This window comes from Kitasatospora sp. NPDC004723, assembly GCF_040609255.1.
Classification (GTDB): Bacteria; Actinomycetota; Actinomycetes; order Streptomycetales; family Streptomycetaceae; genus Kitasatospora.
The window spans coordinates 19,781-40,909 of record NZ_JBEXJT010000012.1 but is presented as its reverse complement, the minus strand read 5'-3'; the positions used below and the strand labels follow the sequence as shown (position 1 = coordinate 40,909).

Annotated in this window: 16 protein-coding genes and 2 pseudogenes; 11 read left to right on the top strand and 7 right to left on the bottom strand. The window is 73.3% G+C overall.

Annotation, left to right across the window (positions count from 1 at the left end; translation table 11 throughout):
* Positions 1 to 104 precede the first annotated feature (104 nt).
* Both ABZW10_RS15130 and ABZW10_RS15125 read right to left on the bottom strand, forming a co-directional pair.
* Complete coding sequence (locus tag ABZW10_RS15130) at positions 105 to 377, bottom strand: hypothetical protein (protein ID WP_355364518.1); 273 nt, start codon at positions 375 to 377, stop codon at positions 105 to 107.
* A 7-nt stretch (positions 378 to 384) separates the two neighbouring features.
* A complete protein-coding gene (locus ABZW10_RS15125) occupies positions 385 to 624 on the bottom strand; it encodes a hypothetical protein (RefSeq protein ID WP_355364515.1) in 240 nt (79 codons plus the stop codon).
* Positions 625 to 958: 334 nt separating this feature from the next.
* Here ABZW10_RS15125 and ABZW10_RS15120 point away from each other — a divergent pair, with 334 nt between their 5' ends.
* Both ABZW10_RS15120 and ABZW10_RS15115 read left to right on the top strand, forming a co-directional pair.
* Positions 959 to 1,948: a LuxR C-terminal-related transcriptional regulator gene (locus ABZW10_RS15120; RefSeq protein ID WP_355364512.1), complete on the top strand. Its 990-nt coding sequence runs from the start codon at positions 959 to 961 to the stop codon at positions 1,946 to 1,948.
* Between the two features lie 229 nt (positions 1,949 to 2,177).
* The gene (locus ABZW10_RS15115; protein ID WP_355364509.1) at positions 2,178 to 4,607 is read left to right on the top strand and encodes a lamin tail domain-containing protein; all 2,430 of its coding nucleotides are present in this window, start codon (positions 2,178 to 2,180) and stop codon (positions 4,605 to 4,607) included.
* Positions 4,608 to 4,675: 68 nt separating this feature from the next.
* On the opposite strand, the gene ABZW10_RS15110 is transcribed toward ABZW10_RS15115, so the two are convergent.
* Positions 4,676 to 5,593 carry an SGNH/GDSL hydrolase family protein gene (locus ABZW10_RS15110; protein WP_355364506.1) on the bottom strand — a complete coding sequence of 306 codons (918 nt, stop codon included), beginning with the start codon at positions 5,591 to 5,593 and terminating at the stop codon, positions 4,676 to 4,678.
* 279 nt (positions 5,594 to 5,872) lie between these two features.
* Between ABZW10_RS15110 and ABZW10_RS15105 the strand changes: the two genes are divergently transcribed.
* Positions 5,873 to 7,528 carry an FAD-binding dehydrogenase gene (locus ABZW10_RS15105; protein ID WP_355364503.1) on the top strand — a complete coding sequence of 552 codons (1,656 nt, stop codon included), beginning with the start codon at positions 5,873 to 5,875 and terminating at the stop codon, positions 7,526 to 7,528.
* Between the two features lie 179 nt (positions 7,529 to 7,707).
* Here ABZW10_RS15105 and ABZW10_RS15100 read toward each other — a convergent pair whose 3' ends face one another.
* Positions 7,708 to 8,088 carry a metalloregulator ArsR/SmtB family transcription factor gene (locus ABZW10_RS15100; RefSeq protein WP_355364500.1) on the bottom strand — a complete coding sequence of 127 codons (381 nt, stop codon included), beginning with the start codon at positions 8,086 to 8,088 and terminating at the stop codon, positions 7,708 to 7,710.
* A gap of 49 nt (positions 8,089 to 8,137) precedes the next feature.
* Between ABZW10_RS15100 and ABZW10_RS15095 the strand changes: the two are divergent.
* The 4 genes and pseudogenes from ABZW10_RS15095 to ABZW10_RS15080 all read left to right on the top strand — a co-directional run.
* Positions 8,138 to 8,329, top strand: a pseudogene (locus ABZW10_RS15095) (hypothetical protein); the annotation flags it as partial.
* Positions 8,326 to 8,766 carry a (2Fe-2S) ferredoxin domain-containing protein gene (locus ABZW10_RS15090; protein ID WP_355364497.1) on the top strand — a complete coding sequence of 147 codons (441 nt, stop codon included), beginning with the start codon at positions 8,326 to 8,328 and terminating at the stop codon, positions 8,764 to 8,766. The pseudogene ABZW10_RS15095 and the gene ABZW10_RS15090, both read left to right, overlap by 4 nt.
* A gap of 88 nt (positions 8,767 to 8,854) precedes the next feature.
* Positions 8,855 to 9,106, top strand: coding sequence for a hypothetical protein (locus ABZW10_RS15085; protein ID WP_030302164.1), 252 nt, complete (start codon positions 8,855 to 8,857; stop codon positions 9,104 to 9,106).
* Between the two features lie 174 nt (positions 9,107 to 9,280).
* On the top strand, positions 9,281 to 13,048 hold the full coding sequence (locus ABZW10_RS15080; protein ID WP_355364494.1) for a SpaA isopeptide-forming pilin-related protein: 3,768 nt from the start codon (positions 9,281 to 9,283) through the stop codon (positions 13,046 to 13,048).
* Positions 13,049 to 13,131: 83 nt separating this feature from the next.
* Here the strand turns inward: ABZW10_RS15080 and ABZW10_RS15075 are convergent, their stop codons facing one another.
* The gene (locus ABZW10_RS15075; protein WP_355364491.1) at positions 13,132 to 13,791 is read right to left on the bottom strand and encodes a ThuA domain-containing protein; all 660 of its coding nucleotides are present in this window, start codon (positions 13,789 to 13,791) and stop codon (positions 13,132 to 13,134) included.
* Positions 13,792 to 13,970: 179 nt separating this feature from the next.
* Between ABZW10_RS15075 and ABZW10_RS15070 the strand changes: the two genes are divergently transcribed.
* Positions 13,971 to 15,638, top strand: coding sequence for a metallophosphoesterase family protein (locus ABZW10_RS15070; RefSeq protein ID WP_355364488.1), 1,668 nt, complete (start codon positions 13,971 to 13,973; stop codon positions 15,636 to 15,638).
* 159 nt (positions 15,639 to 15,797) lie between these two features.
* On the opposite strand, the gene ABZW10_RS15065 is transcribed toward ABZW10_RS15070, so the two are convergent.
* Positions 15,798 to 17,012, bottom strand: a complete 1,215-nt coding sequence (locus ABZW10_RS15065) for a pyridoxal phosphate-dependent aminotransferase (RefSeq protein ID WP_355364485.1) — start codon at positions 17,010 to 17,012, stop codon at positions 15,798 to 15,800.
* 97 nt (positions 17,013 to 17,109) lie between these two features.
* Between ABZW10_RS15065 and ABZW10_RS15060 the strand changes: the two are divergent.
* Positions 17,110 to 17,460: pseudogene (locus tag ABZW10_RS15060) on the top strand (helix-turn-helix domain-containing protein); the annotation flags it as partial.
* 133 nt (positions 17,461 to 17,593) lie between these two features.
* Entirely contained in the window at positions 17,594 to 18,391 is a 798-nt protein-coding gene (locus ABZW10_RS15055; RefSeq protein ID WP_355364482.1) for an SGNH/GDSL hydrolase family protein, read from the top strand.
* A gap of 47 nt (positions 18,392 to 18,438) precedes the next feature.
* Here the strand turns inward: ABZW10_RS15055 and ABZW10_RS15050 are convergent, their stop codons facing one another.
* Positions 18,439 to 20,055: a DUF2079 domain-containing protein gene (locus ABZW10_RS15050; RefSeq protein WP_355364479.1), complete on the bottom strand. Its 1,617-nt coding sequence runs from the start codon at positions 20,053 to 20,055 to the stop codon at positions 18,439 to 18,441.
* A 146-nt stretch (positions 20,056 to 20,201) separates the two neighbouring features.
* On the opposite strand from ABZW10_RS15050, the gene ABZW10_RS15045 reads away from it, so the two are divergent.
* Complete coding sequence (locus ABZW10_RS15045) at positions 20,202 to 21,122, top strand: pentapeptide repeat-containing protein (protein ID WP_355364476.1); 921 nt, start codon at positions 20,202 to 20,204, stop codon at positions 21,120 to 21,122.
* Positions 21,123 to 21,129: the final 7 nt, after the last annotated feature.

The window sequence follows — 21,129 nt, the reverse complement described above, 5'->3', positions numbered from 1 at the left end:
GCCTGGTCAAGCCGTAGGCATGAATCGGCCAAATTTGCGGGTGAAGGGAACCGTTCGAAAACCGGACGGAAGGTCAGGAAGCGGCCGGCGGAAGGCCCCGCGGCCTACGGCGGAGCCGCCACCGCGTAGCGGCGCGCGGGGCCGTCCGCCAGCGCCCGGCCGAGCAGGGCGTGCGCCCGCACCTCGGCCGCCTCCCGGTGGGGCGCGCGGACGTACAGCACCAGGCCGACGCCTCCCGGGACGGCGCGGGCGCGCACGTGCTCCAGGCCGTCACCCGGAACCGCGCGTGCCCACAGGGCGGCCTGGACGTCGTCGGCTCCGGCCCCGCCCGTCGGCGCGGCGGAGACGTCCAGGAGGGTCAGATGGACGGCGAACACGGAACGGTCAGTCCCAGCCGATGCCCGGGCCGCTGACCGGGCTGTCCCAGCCGATGGTCCCGGCGCCCGCGGTGCCCCAGCCGATTCCCGGCCCGTCCCAGCCGATCCCCGGCCCGTCGGCGGGGGTGGTGGTGGCGAGGGTGACGGCGGACGGAGCGGTCCGCGGGGCGGAGAAGGCGGGGGCGGCGGCGGTGGCGAGGGACAGCGCGAGAACGGTGACGGCGAGCAGTCGGACGGTCTTCGGCACGGCGGTTCCTGTCTGTGCACGGTGGTTCAGGGCGTGTTCGAGAAGGGCGGTGCGTTGCGCGCAGACCGCATCCTCCCGCTGCCCGCCCCCCGTGGGGAGGGAGTGCGGCGGGCAGCATCCGGCCAGGCAGCATGCTGCAACCCCGGGCCGGCCGCCGGGGGTGGCGTCGCCCGCCCGGTTCCCTCCGCGGAACAGACCGGATGGTCCGATTCGGCTCGGCTGACCGGATCGGGCCTTGTGGGGGTGGGACGGCCGACGGAAGGATCGGGGTTCGGCAGACCGGACGGGTATTCATTCGCTTGAGGCGATGCTGTGACGATCAGGGGTCGTTGACGTGCTGGAACTGCTGGGCCTGGACGCCACCGCGGAAGCCGTGTACCGCGAGATGCTCGCGGATCCGGAGGGCGGAGTGGCCGAACTCTGCGAACGCCTCGAACTCCCCGACCCCGAGGTCCGGGCGGCCCTCGACCGCCTCGCCGACCTCACCCTGCTGCGGGCCTCCCGGGAGCGCCCGGGCGCCCTGTGGCCGGTCAGCCCGGAGCGCGGGCTGGAGCTGCTGCTGCGCCGTCAGGAAGAGGAACTGGCACGCCGACAGCAGGAGTTGGCGGTCTCCAAGGCGGCCGTGGCGCGCGCCGTCGCGGAGTACGCCGCGCTCCGCTCGGCCACCCTGGTGGACGGCGGCGAGCGGCTGGTCGGCCTCGACGCGATCCAGGCCAAGCTGGAGGTGCTGACCGCCCGGCTGACCACCGAGTGCCTGGGCGTGATGCCCGGTGGCGCGCAGTCCGCGGCCAGCCTGGCCGCCTCCCGCCCGCTCGACGAGGACGCCCTGCGGCGCGGCGTCAGCCTGCGCACCATCTACCAGGACAGCGTCCGCAACGACCCGGAGACCTTCGCCTACACGCAGTGGATGACGGGCCTGGGCGGCCGGGTGCGCACCGCCCCGGTGCTGCCGCCGCGGATGCTGGTCTTCGACGGGACCACCGCCGTGGTGCCGATCGACCCGGAGAACACCCGGGCCGGCGCGCTGTGCACCGAGGAGCCGGGCATCGTCGCCTCGCTGGTCGCGCTGTTCGAGCAGACCTGGGAGACGGCCGTCCCGCTCGGCGGGGACCCCCGCCCCGAGGACGCCGCCACCGGTCTGAGCCCCGGCGAGCGCGAACTGCTGCGGCTGCTGTCCACCGGCCTGACCGACGACGCGGCGGCCAAGCGGCTCGGCGTCTCGGTGCGCACGGTACGCCGGCAGATGGCGGCGCTGATGGAGCGTCTGGAGGCGGCGAGCCGCTTCGAGGCGGGCCTGAAGGCGGCTCAGCGGGGTTGGCTGTAGCCGGTCGCGGCGGTGGTCGCGGCGGTGGTCGCGGCGGTGGCGACGATCGTCGGACGTAACGGAGAAGTTCACTTCCGGGCTCTTGTCCGGCCATTTTCTACGCGCGTATCTTTGGGCGCTGCGGGGGTGGATCCCGGCCCTCGCACGGCTTTCTACGCGGGTAGCGGGGCGGGGTGCGCGGTGCGCCCGGCCCGACCGACCCTCACCCACAGCTAGGAGTCCCGTTCCGGTGACCACCCCCACTGCTCCCCGTCCGCGTTCCCGCCGCGCCCTGCTGCGCGCGGCGATCCTCCCGGCCGGTCTCGCCGCCTCCCTGGTGCTGGCCCCGCTGCCGGCCGCCGTGGCCGCGCCCTCCGCCGACGTGCTGATCGCCGAGGTCTACGGCGGTGGCGGCAACTCGGGCGCCACCCTGAAGAACGACTTCGTCGAGCTGGCCAACAAGGGCGGCGCCGCCTTCGGCCTGGACGGCTGGAGCATCCAGTACATATCCGCGACGCCGGGTGCCGGCTCCCAGTGGGGCGTCACCCCGCTGACCGGGTCGATCGCCCCCGGCGGGCGCTACCTGGTCGCCGAGTCGGCCGGCGCGGCGGGCACCGTCGAGCTGCCCACCCCGGACGCGGCCGGCTCGCTGGCGCTCTCCGCCACCAGCGGCACCGTCGCGCTGGTCCGCGGCACCGACCCGCTGACCTGCAAGACCGCCGCCGACTGCGCCGCCGACCCGCGGGTGCGCGACCTCGTCGGCTTCGGCACCGCCGTGGTCCACGAGGGCTCGGCCTCGGTGCCCGGCGCCTCCAACACCGCCTCGGTGGCCCGCAAGGCCGGGCTGCCCGACACCGACGACAACGCGGCCGACCTCGCGGCCGGCGCCCCGACGCCGACCAACAGCCGGGGCGAGGTCGCCGAGGGCTCCACCCCGACCGGCCCGACCGAGCCGGGTACCGTGCGGATCCACGACATCCAGGGGAAGACCCGGGTGTCCGAGCGCACCGGCAAGACGGTCGCGGGCGTGCCCGGCGTCGTCACCGGCGTGCGCGCGTACGGCTCCAAGGGCTTCTGGATCCAGGACCCGAACCCGGACGCCGACCCGGCCACCAGCGAGGGCGTCTTCGTCTACACCGGCTCCGCCGACCCGACCGTCAAGGTCGGAGACTCGGTGCTGGTCACCGGCAAGGTGACGGAGTACTACCCGAACTTCAACGGCGGCTCGCAGTCGCTCACCCAGCTGAGCAACCCGGCCGTCACCGTGCTCTCCTCCGGCAACCCGCTGCCGGCCCCGGTGGTCGTCGACACCCGCAACATCCCGGGCACCTACAGCCCGCCGGCCGGCGCCGACGGCACCGTCAACGGCGTCGCCCTGGACCCGGAGAAGTACGCCCTCGACTTCTACGAGTCGCTGGAGGGCATGCTCGTCGAGGTCCGCGACGTGCGGGTGGTCCAGGCCACCGACAAGTACAACGAGCTGTGGGTCGCCGCCGACAAGCAGGACCAGAAGAGCAAGCGCGGCGGCCTGCTCTACGAGTCCTACGCCGAGCCGAACGTCGGCCGCCTGATGGTCCAGCAGCAGGCCCCGGTCTCCCGGCAGCCCTTCCCGGTCGCCAACGTGGGCGACGTGCTGACCGGTACCACCAGCGGCCCGCTGGACTACAACCAGTTCGGCGGCTACACCCTGGTCGCCGGCACCCTCGGCGCGCTCCAGGACAACCACCTGCAGCGCGAGGTCACCGCCCAGGCCGGCGAGCGCGAACTCACCGTCGCCACCTACAACGTGGAGAACCTGGCCGCCACCAACCCGGACGCCAAGTTCGCCGAGCTGGCCGCAGGCATCGTCACCCACCTGCGCTCGCCCGACATCGTCGCCCTGGAGGAGATCCAGGACAACAACGGCGCCAAGAACGACGGCACGGTGGACGCGAGCCAGACCGTGGCCAAGTTCATCGCCGCGATCAAGGCGGCCGGCGGCCCGGCGTACGACTGGCGCTCGGTCGACCCGCAGGACGGCAAGGACGGCGGCGAGCCCGGCGGCAACATCCGCCAGGTCTTCCTGTTCAACCCGCAGCGGGTGTCCTTCACCGACATCCCCGGCGGCACCGCGACCACCGCCGTGGACGTCGCCGGCACCGGCGCCGCCGCCTCGCTGACCGCCTCGCCCGGCCGGATCGCCCCCGCCGACGAGGCGTGGACCAGCAGCCGCAAGCCGCTGGTCGGGCAGTTCTCCTTCCGCGGCAAGAAGGTCTTCGTCATCGCCAACCACTTCAACAGCAAGGGCGGCGACCAGGGCATCGACAGCCGCTTCCAGGCCCCGACCCGCTCCTCCGAGGTCCAGCGGATCAAGCAGGCCACCGTGGAGCAGGCCTTCGTGGCCAAGCTGCTGGCCGCCGACAAGGAGGCCAAGGTGGTCTCGGTCGGCGACTTCAACGACTACCAGTTCTCGCCCGCGCTGGCCGCGCTCACCAAGGACGGCGTGCTGCGCGACCTGGTGAACGAGCTGCCGGAGAAGGAGCAGTACTCGTACGTCTACCAGGGCAACTCGCAGGTGCTGGACCACATCCTGGTCAGCCCGGAGGTCGGGTACGCCAAGTACGACGTGGTGCACATCAACGCCGAGTTCGCCCAGCAGGCGAGCGACCACGACCCGCAGGTGGTCCGCATCAAGCCGTGAGGCGGCCGAGCGCACGACCGAGGGGGCGGTGACCGGGTGCGGTCACCGCCCCCTCGGGCGGTTCCCGCTCAGCGCAGGGCGGCCAGGACGGCGTCCGCCATGACCCGCTCGCCGGTCGCGTTCGGGTGGAAGGGGACGGCCGGGGAACCGGGCAGCGCGCCCTCGATCCAGGGGGCGTCCGAGCAGACGTCGTGCCCGCGGGTCGGGGCGGCGGTGTCCACGTAGCCGGCGCCGACCGCCGCGGCGGTGGACCGCAGCATCCCGTTGAGCCGGTCGAGCACGCCGTGCAGGTACGGGACGTCGCCCGGGGCGAGCGGCTGGCGCAGCACGCAGGAGGCACCGTCGGCGGGCAGCACCGAGGGGTAGCCGACCAGCAGGATCCGGGCGTCGGGGGCCTTGGCGCGCAGTTTGCGCACGGTGTCCGCGAGCCGGGGCCCGGTGGCGTCGATCCGGTCGGCGAGGTCGTCGTTGCCGTACTGCCAGGACCAGCTGGACCAGTCCCAGTAGCCGTGGTGGTAGACGTCGGTGCACGGGGTGCCGAGCGGGTTGACCACCGCGCCGGCGATGCAGGTGGCGATCACGTCGCCGATCCCGATGTCGCTGTCGCCGAGGTCGTTGCCGCCGATCCCGAGGGTGATCAGGTCGGTGTCCGCGGTCACCGCGTCGATCTGCGGGTCGTTGACCCGCAGGAAGGCGTCGTACTGGGCCTGGGTGATCGACTTGACCTTGGCGGCGGCGCAGGTGACGTCGCGGTAGGCGGTGGCGTTCAGGGCGGCGGCGACCAGGTGGCCGTAGTTGCGGTCGGAGCGCAGGCAGAGGCCGGCCGACTGGTTCGGGACGCCGGCGCCGGACGCGTAGGAGTCGCCGAGCGCCACGTAGCGGTGCGGGGCGGGGGTGGCGGCCTGGGCGCCGGTGGCGGTCATCGCCAGGGCGGCGCCGAGCGCGGTGGACGCGAGCAGCAGGGAATTCCGGGCACGGCGGAGCACGGTTCCTCCTGGGGGAGAGAAACGGGTGGGGGACGTACCAGCCGGGCCACAGCTACTACCGACAGGTAAGTTACTGGCAGGTTTCGTCGCCGTCCATGCCGCGCGCAGACATTTCCGGAAACCCGCCGAAGGTTTCGCCGCTCGGTTTCGCCGCTCGGTTTCGGAGGGCGCCCCGGCGGGAATTTCGAATTTCGCTCCACGGTGTGTCGAATTCATTTCCGAAACGGGGCGGAGCGGAATGCGCGCGACCGCCCGCCGCCGGTCTGGAGGAGCCGCCGGATGGCCATGGACGCCGACGTCGTCGTCATCGGAGCCGGACTCGCGGGCCTCGCCGCGACCGCCGAGCTCGTCGGGGCCGGCCGGCGGGTGATCCTGCTCGACCAGGAACCCGCGGCCTCGCTCGGCGGCCAGGCGTACTGGTCCCCCGGCGCGCTGTTCCTGGTCGGCTCGCCCGAGCAGCGCCGACTGCGGATCCGCGACTCGCGTGACCTCGCCCGGCAGGACTGGCTCGGCTCCGCCGGCTTCGACCGGCCCGAGGACCGCTGGCCGCACCGCTGGGCCGAGGCCTACGTCGACTTCGCCACGGGGGAGAAGCGGGCCTGGCTGCGCGCGCTGGGCGTGCGGTTCCTCCCGGTCGTCGGCTGGGCCGAGCGCGGCGGACCGCTCGCCGACGGCCCCGGCAACTCGGTGCCGCGCCTCCACACCGTCCGGGGCGCCGGCCCGGCACTGCTGGAGCCCTTCGTCCGCAAGGTCCGCGCCGCCGCCGCCCGCGGGCTGGTCGACCTGCGCTTCCGGCACCGGGTCACCGGCCTGGCCGCGAGCGCGGGCGCCCTCGACACGGTGACCGGCGAAGTGCTGGTCCCGGGCGCGGCGGCACGCGGCGAGGCCGGGTCCCGCGAGGTGGCCGGCCACTTCGAGCTGCGCGCGCAGGCCGTGATCGTCGCCTCCGGAGGCATCGGCGGCAACCACGACCTGGTCCGCCGGGCCTGGCCGGCCCGGCTCGGCCCCCCGCCCGGGCGGATGCTGCGCGGGGTGCCCGCGCACGTCGACGGGCTGATGCTGGGCGTCGCCGCCGGTGCCGGGGCCGCGCTGGTCAACGGCGACCGGATGTGGCACTGCGCCGAGGGCATCGCCGACCGGGACCCGGTCCGGGCCGGCCACGGCATCCGCATCCTGCCCGGCCCGTCCTCCCTCCGGCTCGACGCCCTGGGCCGCCGGCTGCCCGCTCCGCTGTTCCCCGGCTTCGACACCCTCGGCACCCTGGAGCACCTCGGGGCCACCGGGTACGAGCACAGCTGGTTCGTTCTCAACCGGAGGATCATCGGGAAGGAGTTCACCTTCTCCGGCTCGGGACGGAACCCCGATCCCACCGGCGGCTCACTGCCCGCCGTGCTCCGGCGGGCCCTGCCCGGAGTCCCCGGCCCGGTACGCACCCAGCTCGCCCACGGGCCCGACTTCGTCGTCGCGGGCAACCTGCGCGACCTCGCCCGCGCGATGAACGCCAGGGTGCGGGCCCCGCTGATCGACACCGCCGAACTGCGCCACGTCGTCGAGGCCCGGGACCGTCAGCCGGCCGACCCCTTCGCCGAGGACCTCCAGGTGGCCGCCCTGCGCGGCGCCCGCCGCTACCTCGGCGACCGGCTGCTGCACACCGCCGCCCCGCACCGCATCCTCGACCCGGACGCCGCCCCGCTGATCGCCGTCCGGCTCTCGGTGCTCACCGGCACGTCGCTCGGCGGCCTGCACACCGACCTCTCGGCCCGCGTCCTGCGCCCCGACGGCTCCGTCCTCGACGGCCTCTACGCCGCCGGCGAGGCCTCCGGTTTCGGCGGCGGCGGCCTCCACGGCCACCGCTCCCTGGAGGGCACCTTCCTCGGCGGCTGCCTCTTCTCCGGCCGCATCGCGGGCCGCGCGGCGGCGAGGGCCACGGCGTGACCGCCGGGGCGGCGGGCCGGCGTCGGTGGAGGGTGAAAGCCGGCCAGAAGAAGACGGTCGCGGCTTGCGTCCCGGCGAGGTACGAACCGCCGCCCAGGACCGTGCCGATCGTGAGCGCGACGAGGTCCACGGCCCGCAGCCCAGCCGCCGGGGCGCTCCCGCGGTCACCGTCGCGTCGCTCAACTGCCGTTCTTCGGCGCGGAGCTCGCCATTCCGTTGTCGACGATGCCGAGGCGCAGGTGGTCGACGTGGTAGACCGCCTGGTCGAGGAGGGCGGCGACATGGTCGTCGTGCAGCGAGTAGACGACCGAGCGGCCGCGGCGCTCGCCGACCACCAGGCCGAGGTTGCGCAGCAGGCGCAGCTGGTGGGAGCAGGCGGACTGCTCCATGCCGACGGCGTCGGCGAGTTCGGTGGCGGCCCGCGGCCCTTCGCGGAGCTCGGCCAGGATCAGCAGGCGGGAGGGGGTGGCGAGGGCCTGGAGGGTGCTCGCCACCTTGGCGGCGTTGGAGGCGTCCAGGCGCATCCGCGGCACGGTGTTCTCGGCGGCTGCGTGTCCCATGGGTGAATCCTACGGGGCGCGGATGCGGGGGGAGGCGGGCCCCGGGGGGCAGAACCCGGCGATCGCGGGGGCGGCCATCGCCCTGCCGGTCACCCGGGACCTGGCGGGTACGCTGCCCCTGCCGCTCGGCGCCGCCGGGCACGAGGGCTCCACCGTGATCGTCGGCCACCACGGCCTGCGGCTGCCGCGCGAACGGGCGTCGCGGCGGGCCCTGCGGAACGAGGAGGACCGAGGACGATGAGCCGACGCGAGCGTGAGCGCGAACGGGCCGGGGGGAAGGCCGCGGGGAAGGCGGGCGGCCGAGGCCCGGCGTCCCCGGTGACCGTCACCGTCTGCCGGGGCTGCTGCTGCGGCACCCAGGAGAAGCACCCCGGCGTCGACCACGCCGGCCAGTACGAGCGGCTGCGCACCGCGGTCGGCGACGCGGGCCGGGTCCGGGCCGTCAAGTGCCTGGACACCTGTGCGCACTCCAACGTCGTCGTGGTCGGCCCCTCCAGCGAGGGCCGCGCGGCGGGCGGCCGGCCGGTCTGGCTCGGCTGGGTGCTCGCCGACGACATGATCGAGGAGATCGCCGCGTGGGTGCAGGCCGGCGGCCCCGGCCTCGCCGACCCGCCGGGGATGCTCGACCTCCAGCAGATCGCCGTCTCCCGCCGCGTGAGCGCGGGCCTGCCGGGCTGAGCAGGGCCCGCCCGGGAAGCGGCGGTCAGCGCCTACCATGACCTGGGCCCCCTCCGTCGGGCCCAGGTTCCGACCCGGGAGGAAGACGATGACCACGGTCTGCCGCATCTGCGCGGGCACCGGCCGCACCGCCGGCCTCAGCTGCCGCACCTGCCAGGGCACCGGCACCACCGAGGTCGGCGGCGGCGGGGGCAACTGCTTCCTCTGCGACGGCACCGGCGTCTACGTCCGCTACCGGGTCGACGCCACCGGTGCCAAGCACGCCTACCGCGACGAGATCTGCCGCACCTGCGACGGCACCGGCAACCGGGCGGCGTCCCCCTGGGACGAGGCGTCCTGAGCACGTCCCGCTGACGCCCCGTCGAGCGGTCGGCCCCGCGGCCCGTCCGCGGTCCCGGCCGACGGGACGCGGCAGGTGACGGTTGGTCTGTGCGGGTGCGCGCGTTTCATCATTCAGCGTACGTGGACGCGTCAACGGCGACCTCGCGCACATGGCCTGTCGGACGCTACGACCATGGCTTCCCTCAACCGACTGTTAGCGCGCGTCCGCCGAAAGGCCCTCGCCCTGGCACTGCCGTGCACCATCGCCTCGGCCCTCGTCCCCGTCCTCGCGCTCGGCCCCGGAGCCGTGTCCGCCGAGGCCGCGACGCTGCCCGGTGGCCTGGGGCCCTGCGTCCCCGGCAGTTGTCCCGAGCCCTTCCCCCCGATCAACAACGGCCCGTTCGCCGGGCGGGACAACGGGATCAACATCTTCGTCGGCTCCGACTTCCTGGTCCGCGGCCGCGCCGCCGAGGCCGAGGGCCGTGTCGTCGTCCTCAACGACTTCAACCAGTCCAAGGACCCCGGGGCCAGCTCCATCTACAACATCGGCATCGTCGGTGTGGGTTCGCGGGTCCCTCCGCCGGACGGCGCCGACTTCCTCACCACCGGTGACGACATCACCATCGCCGCCGGCCAGAGCCTGGTGGCCGAGGGCGGCGTGGTCCGGCACGCGGGCACGGTCACCGGCACCGTGGTCGGCACCCTCGTCCAGGACCCCGACGCCATCCAGCCCTACGCCGGCCTGCGCGACCAGCTCACCGCCGCCTCCGACTGCTACGCCCGGGTCAACGGTGTGCCCCGCACCGCGACCGGCACCGCGGTGAACGCGGGATTCGAGACGCTGTTCACCGGTGACGGCGTGTCGGCGCTCCAGGTCTTCAACGTCGACTTCGACCTTACCGGCCGGGGCGGCGCCCAGCAGGGCATCACCTTCGCCAACATTCCGGCGGGCGCCACCATCCTCGTCAACCTCACCGGTGCCGCCCGGACCATCAACACGTTCAGCGGCGGCATCACCGACGACGACCCGCTGAACGCCTACCGCGAGCGCCTGCTGTGGAACTTCCCCGACGCCACCACGGTCACCCTGGCCGGCACCGGCCAGTTCCAGGGCAGCGTCCTGGTCGGCGAGCAGGCTTCGCAGACCACGGTCACCCTGCCCGGGGTCAACGGCCGCTTCTACACCACCGGCGGGCTCATCCACACCAGCTCGCCCACCGGAGGCGGCGGCCAGGAGTTCCACGCCTACCCCTTCAACGGCGACCTGCCCGACTGCGCCGCCGCGGTGACGGGCGAGGTGCGGGTGCTGAAGACGGACTCGGTGACGGGTGCGCCGCTCGCGGGTGGTGTGTTCGAGCTCTGGGCGGAGACCAACGGGATTCCCGGTCTCCAGACCACCGGTGCGAACCCGGACACGCAGGTGGGTAGGCCTTGCACCACCGGTGCGGACGGTCTGTGCAGCCGGACGGTGCCGGTCGGTTCGTACTACTGGCGGGAGACCGCGGCTCCGCCGGGCTATGTGCTTCCGGCGGATCCGGTGTTCGGTCCGCTGGTGCTGACTCCGGCGAATGCCGCTCAGGGTGTGCAGGTGACGGCTCCCGACGCGCCGCAGGCGCCGGTGACCGGTGAGGTCCGTGTCCTGAAGACGGACTCGGTGACGGGTGCGCCGTTGGCGGGTGGTGTGTTCGAGCTGTGGGAGGAGACGAACGGGATTCCCGGTCTCCAGACCAGTGGCGCGAACCCGGACACCCAGGTGGGTACGTCCTGCACGACTGGTGCGGACGGCATCTGCCGTCGGACGGTTCCGGTCGGTACGTACTACTGGCAGGAGATCGCCGCGCCTCCCGGGTATGTGCTTCCGGCGGATCCGGTGTTCGGTCCGCTGGTGCTGACGGACGCGAATGCTGCTCAGGGCGTCCAGGTGACGGCCCCGGATGTGGCGCAGGCGCCGGTGACCGGTGAGGTCCGTGTTCTGAAGACGGACTCGGTGACGGGTCTGCCGTTGGCGGGTGGTGTGTTCGAGCTGTGGGAGGAGACGAACGGGATTCCGGGTCTCCAGACCAGTGGCGTGAACCCGGACACGCAGGTGGGTACGTCCTGCACCACCGGTGCGGACGGTCTGTGCCGTCGGACGGTGCCGCTCGGTTCCTACTACTGGCGTGAGATCGCCGCGCCGCCGGGTTACGAGTTGCCGGCGGATCCGGTGTTCGGTCCGTTGGAGCTGACGGAGGCGAATGCTCCGGCCGGTGTGCAGGTGACGGCTCCGGACGCGCCGCAGGCGCCGGTGACGGGTGAGGTGCGGGTGCTGAAGACGGACTCGGTGACGGGTCTGCCGTTGGCGGGTGGTGTGTTCGAGCTGTGGGAGGAGACGAACGGGATTCCCGGTCTCCAGACCACTGGCGCGAACCCGGACACCCAGGTGGGTAGCACCTGCACCACCGGTGCGGACGGTCTGTGCCGCCGCTCGGTGCCGCTCGGCACCTACTACTGGCAGGAGACGGCCGCGCCGCCCGGGTACGTGCTCCCGGCCAACCCGGTGTTCGGTCCGCTGGTGCTGACGGCGGCGAATGCCGCTGCGGGTGTGCAGGTGACGGCTCCCGACGTGGCGCAGGCGCCGGTGACCGGTGAGGTCCGGGTTCTGAAGACGGACTCGGTGACGGGTGCGCCGCTGGCGGGTGGTGTGTTCGAGCTGTGGGAGGAGACGAACGGGATTCCCGGTCTCCAGACCACCGGCGCGAACCCCGACACGCTGGCGGGCACCCCCTGTACCACCGGCACGGACGGTCTCTGCCGCCGGACGGTGGATCTCGGTACCTACTACTGGCTGGAGATCGCCGCGCCGCCCGGGTACGTCCTGCCGGCGGATCCGGTGTTCGGTCCGCTGGTGCTGACGGCGGCGAATGCCGCTGCGGGTGTGCAGGTGACGGCTCCCGACGTGGCGCAGGCGCCGGTGACCGGTGAGGTCCGGGTTCTGAAGACCGACTCCGTGACCGGAAACCCGCTCGCCGGCGGTGTGTTCGAGCTGTGGGAGGAGACGAACGGGATTCCCGGTCTCCAGACCACCGGCGCGAACCCCGACACCCAGGTGGGTAGCACCTGCACCACCGGTGCGGACGGTCTCTGCCGCCGCACGGTGCCGCTCGGCACGTACTACTGGCGGGAGATCGCCGCACCCCCTGGGTACGTGCTGCCGGCTCAGCCGGTGTTCGGTCCGCTGGTGCTGACCTCGGCGAACGCCGCGTCCGGCGTTCAGGTCACCGCGCCCGACGTTCCGCAGTCGGTGGTCACGGGTGAGGTGCGGGTGCTGAAGAAGGACGCCGAGACCGGTGCGCCGCTCGCCGGCGGTGTGTTCGAGCTGTGGGAGGAGACCAACGGCGTTCCCGGTCTCCAGACCACTGGCGCGAACCCGGACACCCAGGTGGGTAGCACCTGCACCACCGGTGCGGACGGTCTCTGCCGCCGCACGGTGGACCTCGGCCTCTACTACTGGCGGGAGATCGCCGCACCTCCCGGGTACGACCTGCCGGCCGACCCGGTGTTCGGCCCGCTGATGCTGACCGCGGCCAACGCCATGGCGGGCGTCCAGGTCACGGCCGCCGACCGCCCGTCGCCGAAGCCGCCGGGCAAGGGCTCGATCCACCTGACCAAGAAGGACAAGTGGTCGGGCGAGCCGCTGGCCGGCGCGGTGTTCGAGCTGTGGCGGGAGAGCAACGGCGTCCCCGGCCTGCAGACCGGGGGTGCCAACCCGGACACCCAGGTGAGCGGCTGCACCACCGACGCCGACGGAACCTGCGAGTTCGACCACCTGCCGGTCGGGCAGTACTACCTGCGGGAGACCGAGGCGCCCGACGGCTACCAGCTGCCGCGCGACCCGGTCACCGGCCCGATCGAGGTGAACTGCGACGACTGCGTCCCCATCTGCCTGACCAACGAGAAGGAGAAGGACGAGGACTGCTGGTAACCGGCTGATCCGACGGACCGCCCGGAGCAGGCTCCCTGCTCCGGGCGGTCCTGTGCTGTCGTGACGACGGCCCGGGGGCCCGCTCAGCCGAGCACGTGTCGCAGGCCGCCCAGCAGGTGCCCGCGGAAGGCCCGGTCCGCGTAGGCCTCGGGCGCGTGGCCGAGCGCGGTGTAGAAGGTCGGCACCCCGTCGTGCTCCCCGGACCAGGCGAGCGGGTGACGGTCGGCCAGGCCCATTGCCGCGCCCGTGTAGTCGGCCTCGTCCACGGTGAGCAGGACGCGGACGCCGCGATCGCGCGGGTCGGAGCGGAAGTCGTACCACTCGTCGGTCCACTCCCAGCGGGCGGGCAGGTGGGCGGTGGCCGGGTGGTCGGCGTCGGCGACCCGGACCGGCGCGGTCTGGATCGCCGGGTGGCGGTCGAACCGGGCGCCGACCAGTCCCTCGAACCACGGCCACTCGTACGCGGTGCTGGACGCCGCGTGCACGCCCAGCCAGCCGTGACCGGCGGTCAGGTGGGCGCGCAGGGCGTCCTGCCCGGCCTCGTCGAGCACCGGGCCGCCGGTGGAGAGGAAGACCACGGCGGCGTAGCGGCGCAGCGCGGCGGGCCGGAAGACGGCCGGGTCCTCGGTGGCGTCGACGGTGAAGCCGTGCCGCTCGCCCAGCTCGCCCAGCGCGCGGGTGCCGTCGACGACCGAGGCGTGCGGGAAGCGGAGGTTTCGACGGTAGATCAGGATCCGGGCCATGGTGGACGATCCTGCCAGCCCCGTCCGGAGTGCGCGTGTCCGGGCCCGGGAGACGCGTTTCGCCTGCGTACGGCTTTGCCGAGGCATGGTCGAACATTGGTGTTCGACTGACCGGCGCGCCCGGGCGCGTTCACCGCGTGTCCGTGTCGGGTCAACGCGTGCCTGGAAGAGTCCGGTCCATGGAAACTCCGAACATGGGCGTGCCGGTCAAGCTCGCCGAACGCATGAGCATGGCCGAGCAGCACGAGTACCTGCGGGCCCGCTTCTCCCGCCGCCGGATGCTGCGCGTCGGCGCCGTCTCGGTGGGCGCGCTGGCGGTGGGCGGTGCGCTGGGCAGCGGCACCGCCTCGGCCGCCCCGACGACGCCTCAGCTGCTGGCCGGCGGCGCCACCGCGACCGTCGACGGTTCGCTGGTCGCCCCGATCGGACGTCACCTCGCCTTCGGTCCCGAGCCGGACACCCAGTTCCGGGTCTCCTGGCAGGTGCCGGCCCCGGTGAAGCGGCCGTTCCTGCGCTACGGCAAGAACCCGTGGGACCTCAGCCACAAGATCGAGGCGGAGGTGCGCACCCTGCACACCCCGGCGCTCACCCCCACCGGCCAGCCGGTGGACCAGTACTACCTGCACGTGGCGCTGGAGGACCTGCACCCCGACACCACCTACTACTACGGTGTCGGCCACCAGGGCTTCGACCCGGCCTCGCAGCAGGCCGTCTCCACGCTCGGCACCTTCCGCACCGCGCCCTCGCGCGAGCACCGCTGGGGCAAGGTGTACGAGCCGTTCACCTTCACCGCCTTCGGCGACCAGGGCGTCAGCGACCACGCCAAGGGCAACGACCACATCATCCTGGCCCAGGACCCGGCGTTCCACCTGCACGCGGGCGACATCTGCTACGCCGACCCGGCGGGCTCCGGCCAGGACTCCGACAAGTCGGTGTTCAACGCCACCACCTGGGACGCCTTCCTGGTGCAGACCGAGACGGTCGCCTCGAAGGTGCCGTGGATGGTCGCCTACGGCAACCACGACATGGAGGCCTGGTACTCGCCGAACGGCTACGGCGGCGAGAACGCCCGCTTCTACCTGCCGGACAACGGCCCGGACAAGCGCAGCGTCCCCGGCGTCTACTCCTTCCGCTACAAGAACGTCGGCGTCATCTCGCTGGACGCCAACGACGTCTCCTACGAGATCCCGGCCAACCTGGGCGTCTCGGCGGGCAAGCAGACCCGCTGGCTGGAGCGCACGCTGAAGGACCTGCGCAACGACGAGACGATCGACTTCGTCGTGGTCTTCTTCCACCACTGCGCCTTCTCCACCACCCACCAGCACGCCTCCGAGGGCGGGGTGCGCGAGGCCTGGGTGCCGCTGTTCGAGAAGTACCGGGTGGACCTGGTGATCAACGGTCACAACCACGTGTACGAGCGCACCGACGCGATCCTCGGCAACAAGGTCTCCAGGGCGGTGCCGAGCGGCGCCTCCGTCGAGCCGGCCAAGGACGGCGTGGTGTACGTGACGGCGGGCGCGGCCGGCCGCAGCCTCTACCGGTTCGACGCCCCGGACACCTACGAGGGTCACGAGAACCGCCTCGACTCGGTGGACACCTACTACTTCGCCAAGGGCGGTGGCAAGGTCACCGAGAAGGTCGAGTGGTCGCGGGTCCGCTACACCGGCTACTCCTTCATCAAGGTCGACGTGAAGCCCGCCCACCTGGGCCAGAAGTCCGAGATGACCGTCACCGCCCTGGCGGAGGACGGCACCCGGGTGGACCACTACACCATCCTCCGCGAGGTCGGCGAGGGCTGGGACGGCAACCGCGACGACGACGGCCAGGGCGGCGGCTGGGGCTGGTAGCCCCGCCTCGCCCGCACAGCGGCAGCCCCCGCAGGCACCGCCTGCGGGGGCTGCGGGCCGAATCCGGACCGCGGAGTCCCACCGCACCGGCCGAGCGGTGCCGGCTCTTCTGCGTCAGCACCCTCGGGGGTCGAATCCGCGGGGGAGACGCGGCCGGGGTCAGACCTGGCGGTAGGTGGTGAGGAAGCGGCCGATGCGGTTGATGGCGGTCTCCAGGTCGTCGGCGCGAGGGAGGGTGACGAAGCGGAAGTGGTCGGGGCGGGGCCAGTTGAAGCCGGTGCCCTGGACCACGTGGATCTTCTCGCGGAGCAGGAGGTCCAGGACGAAGCGCTCGTCGTCGACGATGCGGTGGACGGCCGGGTCGAGCTTGGCGAAGGCGTAGAGGGCGCCGCGGGGCTTGACGCAGCTGACGCCGGGGATCTCGTTGAGGGCGCGGAAGGCGACGTCGCGCTGTTCGGCGAGGCGGCCGCCGGGCAGGACCAGGTCGTTGATCGACTGGTGGCCGCCGAGCGCGGCCTGGACGGCGTACTGGGAGGGCACGTTGGGGCACAGCCGCATGCCGGAGAGCATGGTGAGGCCCTCCAGGTAGTCGCTCGCGTGCTGCTTGGGGCCGGAGACGACCAGCCAGCCGCTGCGGAAGCCGGCCACCCGGTAGGACTTGGAGAGGCCGTTGAAGGTGAGCGTGAGCACGTCGTCGGCGAGGGCGGCCAGGCAGTGGTGCTCGACGTCGTCGTAGAGGATCTTGTCGTAGATCTCGTCGGCCAGCACCATCAGCTGGTGGCGGCGGGCGAGGTCGAGGATGCCCTCCAGCAGTTCCTTCGGGTAGACGGCGCCGGTGGGGTTGTTGGGGTTGATGACCACGATCGCCTTGGTGCGGGCGGTGATCTTCGAGGCGATGTCGTCGAGGTCGGGGAACCAGTCCGCCCCCTCGTCGCAGAGGTAGTGCACCGCCTTGCCGCCGGCCAGCCGGACCACCGCCGTCCACAACGGGTAGTCGGGCATCGGGACGAGCACCTCGTCGCCGTCGTCCACCAGCGCGGTGACGGCCATCTGGATCAGCTCGGAGACGCCGTTGCCGAGGTAGACGTCGTTGACGGTCACGCCGTCGACCCCGCGCTGCTGGTAGTACTGCACGACCGCGCGGCGGGCCGACAGGATGCCGCGCGAGTCGCTGTAGCCGTGTGCCCGGGGGAGGTTGCGGATGATGTCCTGGAGGATCTCCTCGGGCGCCTCGAAGCCGAACGTGGCCGGGTTGCCGGTGTTCAGCCGGAGCACGCTGTGCCCGGCCTCCTCCAGCGCGTTGGCCTGGTCGACCACCGGGCCGCGGATCTCGTAGCACACGTCATTCAGCTTGCTGGACTGCCGAAACTCCATCTGTGGCCTCCCGACCGTCACCCCGCGTCGATCCTGGTCGCTTTGTTCTACCAAGTAGGCACTTGGAAAGTCCAACCTCTTGGCTATGCTGATCCACATGTCACGCCGAAGCTACGACCAGTACTGCGCCGTCGCCCGCGCCCTGGACGCGGTGGGGGAGCGCTGGAGCCTCCTGATCGTCCGTGAACTCCTGGCCGGTCCGCGCCGCTACACCGACCTGCACGCCGACCTGCCCGGCGTCTCCACCGACATCCTCGCCGCGCGGCTCAAGCAGCTGGAGGGCGAGGGCGTCATCGAGCGGCGACGCCTCGAACGGCCGGCCAACGCCACCGTCTACGAGCTGACGGAACGCGGCGCCGCGCTGCGGCCGGTCGTGGCGGCGCTCGGCGTCTGGGGGCTCGACGCGCTGGGGGAGCAGCGGCCGACCGATGCCGTGCGAACGCACTGGATCACCGGCGGGGTGGAGCAGCCGGCGGAGGAGCCGGCAGGGGCGCCGGCGGGGGTCTGACCGGCTCGGACGAAGGATCCCGCCGGATCCCGCCCGATCCCGGCGCCGGCCGCGCGCGTACGATCGTCGGGCCATGGAGAACACCCAGAACACGCCCACCGCCTTCCGCAGTTACGTCGCCGTCGGGGACTCCTTCACCGAGGGCATGTGCGACGACCTGCTGCCCGACGGCCACTTCCGGGGCTGGGCCGACCGCGTCGCCGCCCGGCTCGCCGCCGACCACCCGGCCGGCGGCTTCCGGTACGCCAACCTCGCCGTCCGCGGCAAGCTCATCGGCCAGATCCACGACGAGCAGCTCGACCGGGCCGCCGCCATGGGCGCCGAGCTGGTCACGCTGGCCGGCGGGCTCAACGACGTGCTGCGCCCGCGCTGCGACGTCGCGCGGGTCGAGGAACTCCTCGGCGCCTCCGCCGCCCGGCTGCGCGCCACCGGCGCCACCGTGGTCATGTTCACCAGCACCGACCCGACCCGGCGGATGGCCGGCTCCGCCCGGCTGCTCCCGGCGATCCTGCGGATGAAGGCCTTCGTGCAGGAGCTCGCCCAGGATCCGGGCATCGCCGTGGTCGACCTGTTCTCCGCACCCTGCTTCGACGACCGCCGGCTCTGGGCGGAGGACCGGCTGCACCTCTCGTCCGAGGGCCACCGCCGGGTCGCCGAGGCCGTCCTGGAAGCGCTCGGGCGCCCCGCCGGCTTCGACTGGCGCGCCCCGCTGCCGGTCGCCGCCCCGCCGACCCGCGGTGAGAAGCTGGCCGCCGACGCCCGCTGGGCCCGCACCCACCTCGGGCCGTGGATCGGCCGCCGTCTGACCGGCCGCTCCTCCGGCGACGGCCGCCCGCCCAAGCGGGCGGAGCTGCTGCCCTACGAGGGCTGAGCGGCGTACGGGCCGCCGGGCGGCGGCGGGCGTTGCGGCGACCGCCGTCAGCCGCGGAAGAGGTTGTGGCCCACGTCCGACGGCACCGCGTCCTGGTACGGGGTGGCGTCCGGGCCGGGCACCTGCTCGCCCGGGACGGGCTCGGTGCCCTCCCGGTGCAGCAGGTACACGCCGTCCTCCGACCAGACCGTCCGGTACCCGTGCGCCAGCAGCAGCTCGATCCTGGCCGCCTGCTCGTGGTCGGTCCGGAACGGGAAGGACCGCTTGTCCGCCCGGATCAGCACGTACTCGCGTCCGCGCGGCTTCTCGTCGACCAGCACCACGTCCGCGCGGGCGGTCAGCCGCGGCGCCGCCTGGTTGTCGGCCTCGACGGAGGCGCCGTCCGGGACCAGCGCCGCGCCGCGCAGCAGCGCCGCCTCGCTCGCCTTCGGCTGCCAGTAGGCCGGCACGAACAGGTTCGCCACCCCGAGCGGCAGCGCGGCCGCGACGGTCAGCGCGGCGGCGGCCACGCCGAGCCGTCGGGTCGGCGCCCGGTCGTGGCAGCGGCCCAGCACCTCCACCGCGGCGACCAGCAGGATCGGCCAGAGGAACGCGTCGTAGTGCCGGGCGATCGACCAGTGGTTGGGATTGCTGGAGAGCACCCGCTCGGCGAGCAGCGGGACGGCCAGGAGCACGGTCGCGGAGCGCAGCGGGAGGAGGAACAGCGTGCCGAAGATCCACAGCAGCAGCAGCGGCTTCAGCGGGGCGTCGAAGAGCGCCGAGACGAGGCGGGTCGGGTCGGCCAGCACATGGGCGACCGCCGAGCCGCCGTCCTCCCCGAGCGCCTGGTAGTTCCAGTAGTAGCCGGGCACCCCGCCCATCGCCGGGATCAGCTCGGCGATCGCCACCGCCGAGGCGAGCGGGCCGCCGAGCAGCAGGCCCAGCCCCCAGCGGACGGCCGGCCGGCGCCGCTCGGCGTCCGGTTCCCGGCGCGCCCGCAGCAGCAGTACCAGGCCGTAGGCGCCGACGGCCAGGCCCATGTCCTCCTTGGTGCAGCAGAGCAGCAGGCCGGCCAGTGCGGACGCCCAGTACTGCCGGGCCATCCCGCGCTCCAGCATCAGCAGCGTCAGCGGCACGGCGAACGCCACCTCGTGGAACCCGCCGCGCGAGGCCACCAGCAGGGGCCAGCCCAGTCCGTGGGCGAGGGCGGCCAGGTCGGCGGCGCGGCGGGCGGTGCGGGGGTCGGCGTCGGCGAAGCAGCGGTCGGTGATCCGGCGGATCAGCGGCACGCCGGCGGCGAAGCAGAGTGCCTGGCCGAGGAGCAGCGAGCGCGGATCGTCCCAGAGCCAGTAGAGCGGCGCCATCAGCGCGATCACCGGCGAGAAGTGGTCGCCGAGGAGCGAGAAGCCGGGCGGGAACTCGTGGTGGAAGCTCTTCAGCGTGGACACCGGCAGACCGAAGTGCGCGTAGCCGCGCACGCCCTGGTCGAAGATCCCGAGGTCGAAGCCGCCGAGCTGGAGGGTGCTCCACTGCTGGAGGCCGATCGCCAGGCAGACCGCGAAGCAGAGCAGGGTGAACGCGACGGTGCGGGCGCGGGGCGGGAGGCGGAGGGCGGTGGGCTCGGCGCCCGGGGTGTCCTCGCTGTCCTCGGTGTCCGGGTACGGCGCCACGTCGTGCCGGGACATGCCTTGGTTCCTCCGTCGGTGCTGTGGTGCCGCGGTGCTGCTCGTGCTCGGCCGACCACACTAACCGACGGCCGTACGGGGACTGTCGGTACGCTCTACAGCTGCACCACCGCACCGCACCGTCGTCCCGGAGGAACAACAGCACCGTGAGCGTCCCGAGCCTCAACCTCGTCTCCGACTGCGGGAGCTGCTTCGGACTGTGCTGCGTCGCGCTGCCGTTCGCCGCCGGCACCGACTTCGCCGTGAACAAGGCCGCCGGCACCGCCTGCCGCAATCTGCGGACCGACTTCACCTGCGGCATCCACGAGCGGCTGCGGGACAGCGGCTTCCCCGGCTGCACGGTGTACGACTGCTTCGGGGCCGGCCAGCAGGTTTCCCAGGTCGTCTTCGGCGGGCGCAGCTGGCGCGAGGCGCCGGAGAGCGCGGGGACCATGTTCGAGGTGTTCCCGGTGGTGCGGCAGTTGCACGAGCTGCTCCGGTACCTCACCGAGGCGCTCACCTTCGAACCGGCCCGGCCGGTGCACGACGAGCTGCGCCGGGCGCTGGAACAGACCGAGCGGCTGGTCGGCGGCACGCCGGAGGAGATCCTCGCGGTCGACGTGCCCGCGCACCGGCAGGCGGTGGCCGAGCTGCTGCTCAGGGCCAGCGAGCTGGTCCGGGCCGGCGTCCCGCGCCGGCGCGAGCACCGGGGCGCGGACCTGTTCGGCGCCCGGCTGCGCGGCGCGGACCTGCGCGGGGCCAATCTGCGGGGCGCGCTGCTGGTCGCGGCGGACCTGGCGGGGGCGGACCTGCGGCTCGCGGACCTGGTCGGCGCGGACCTGCGGGACGCCGACCTGGCGGGCGCCGATCTCACCGAGGCGCTGTTCCTCACCCAGGCGCAGCTCAACGCCGCCCGCGGCGACGCCGCCACCCGCCTCCCGGCCACGCTGAAGCGCCCCGCCCACTGGCCCGACACGGCCGACGCCCCGGCGGCCACCGACGGCGGCAACCCGCGCGCGGCCCGGCCGTCCCGCGGGCCCCGCGGCTCCCAGGGCGGCGCCCGCTTGGGCCGGCCCCGGCGCCGCTGAGCCGCCC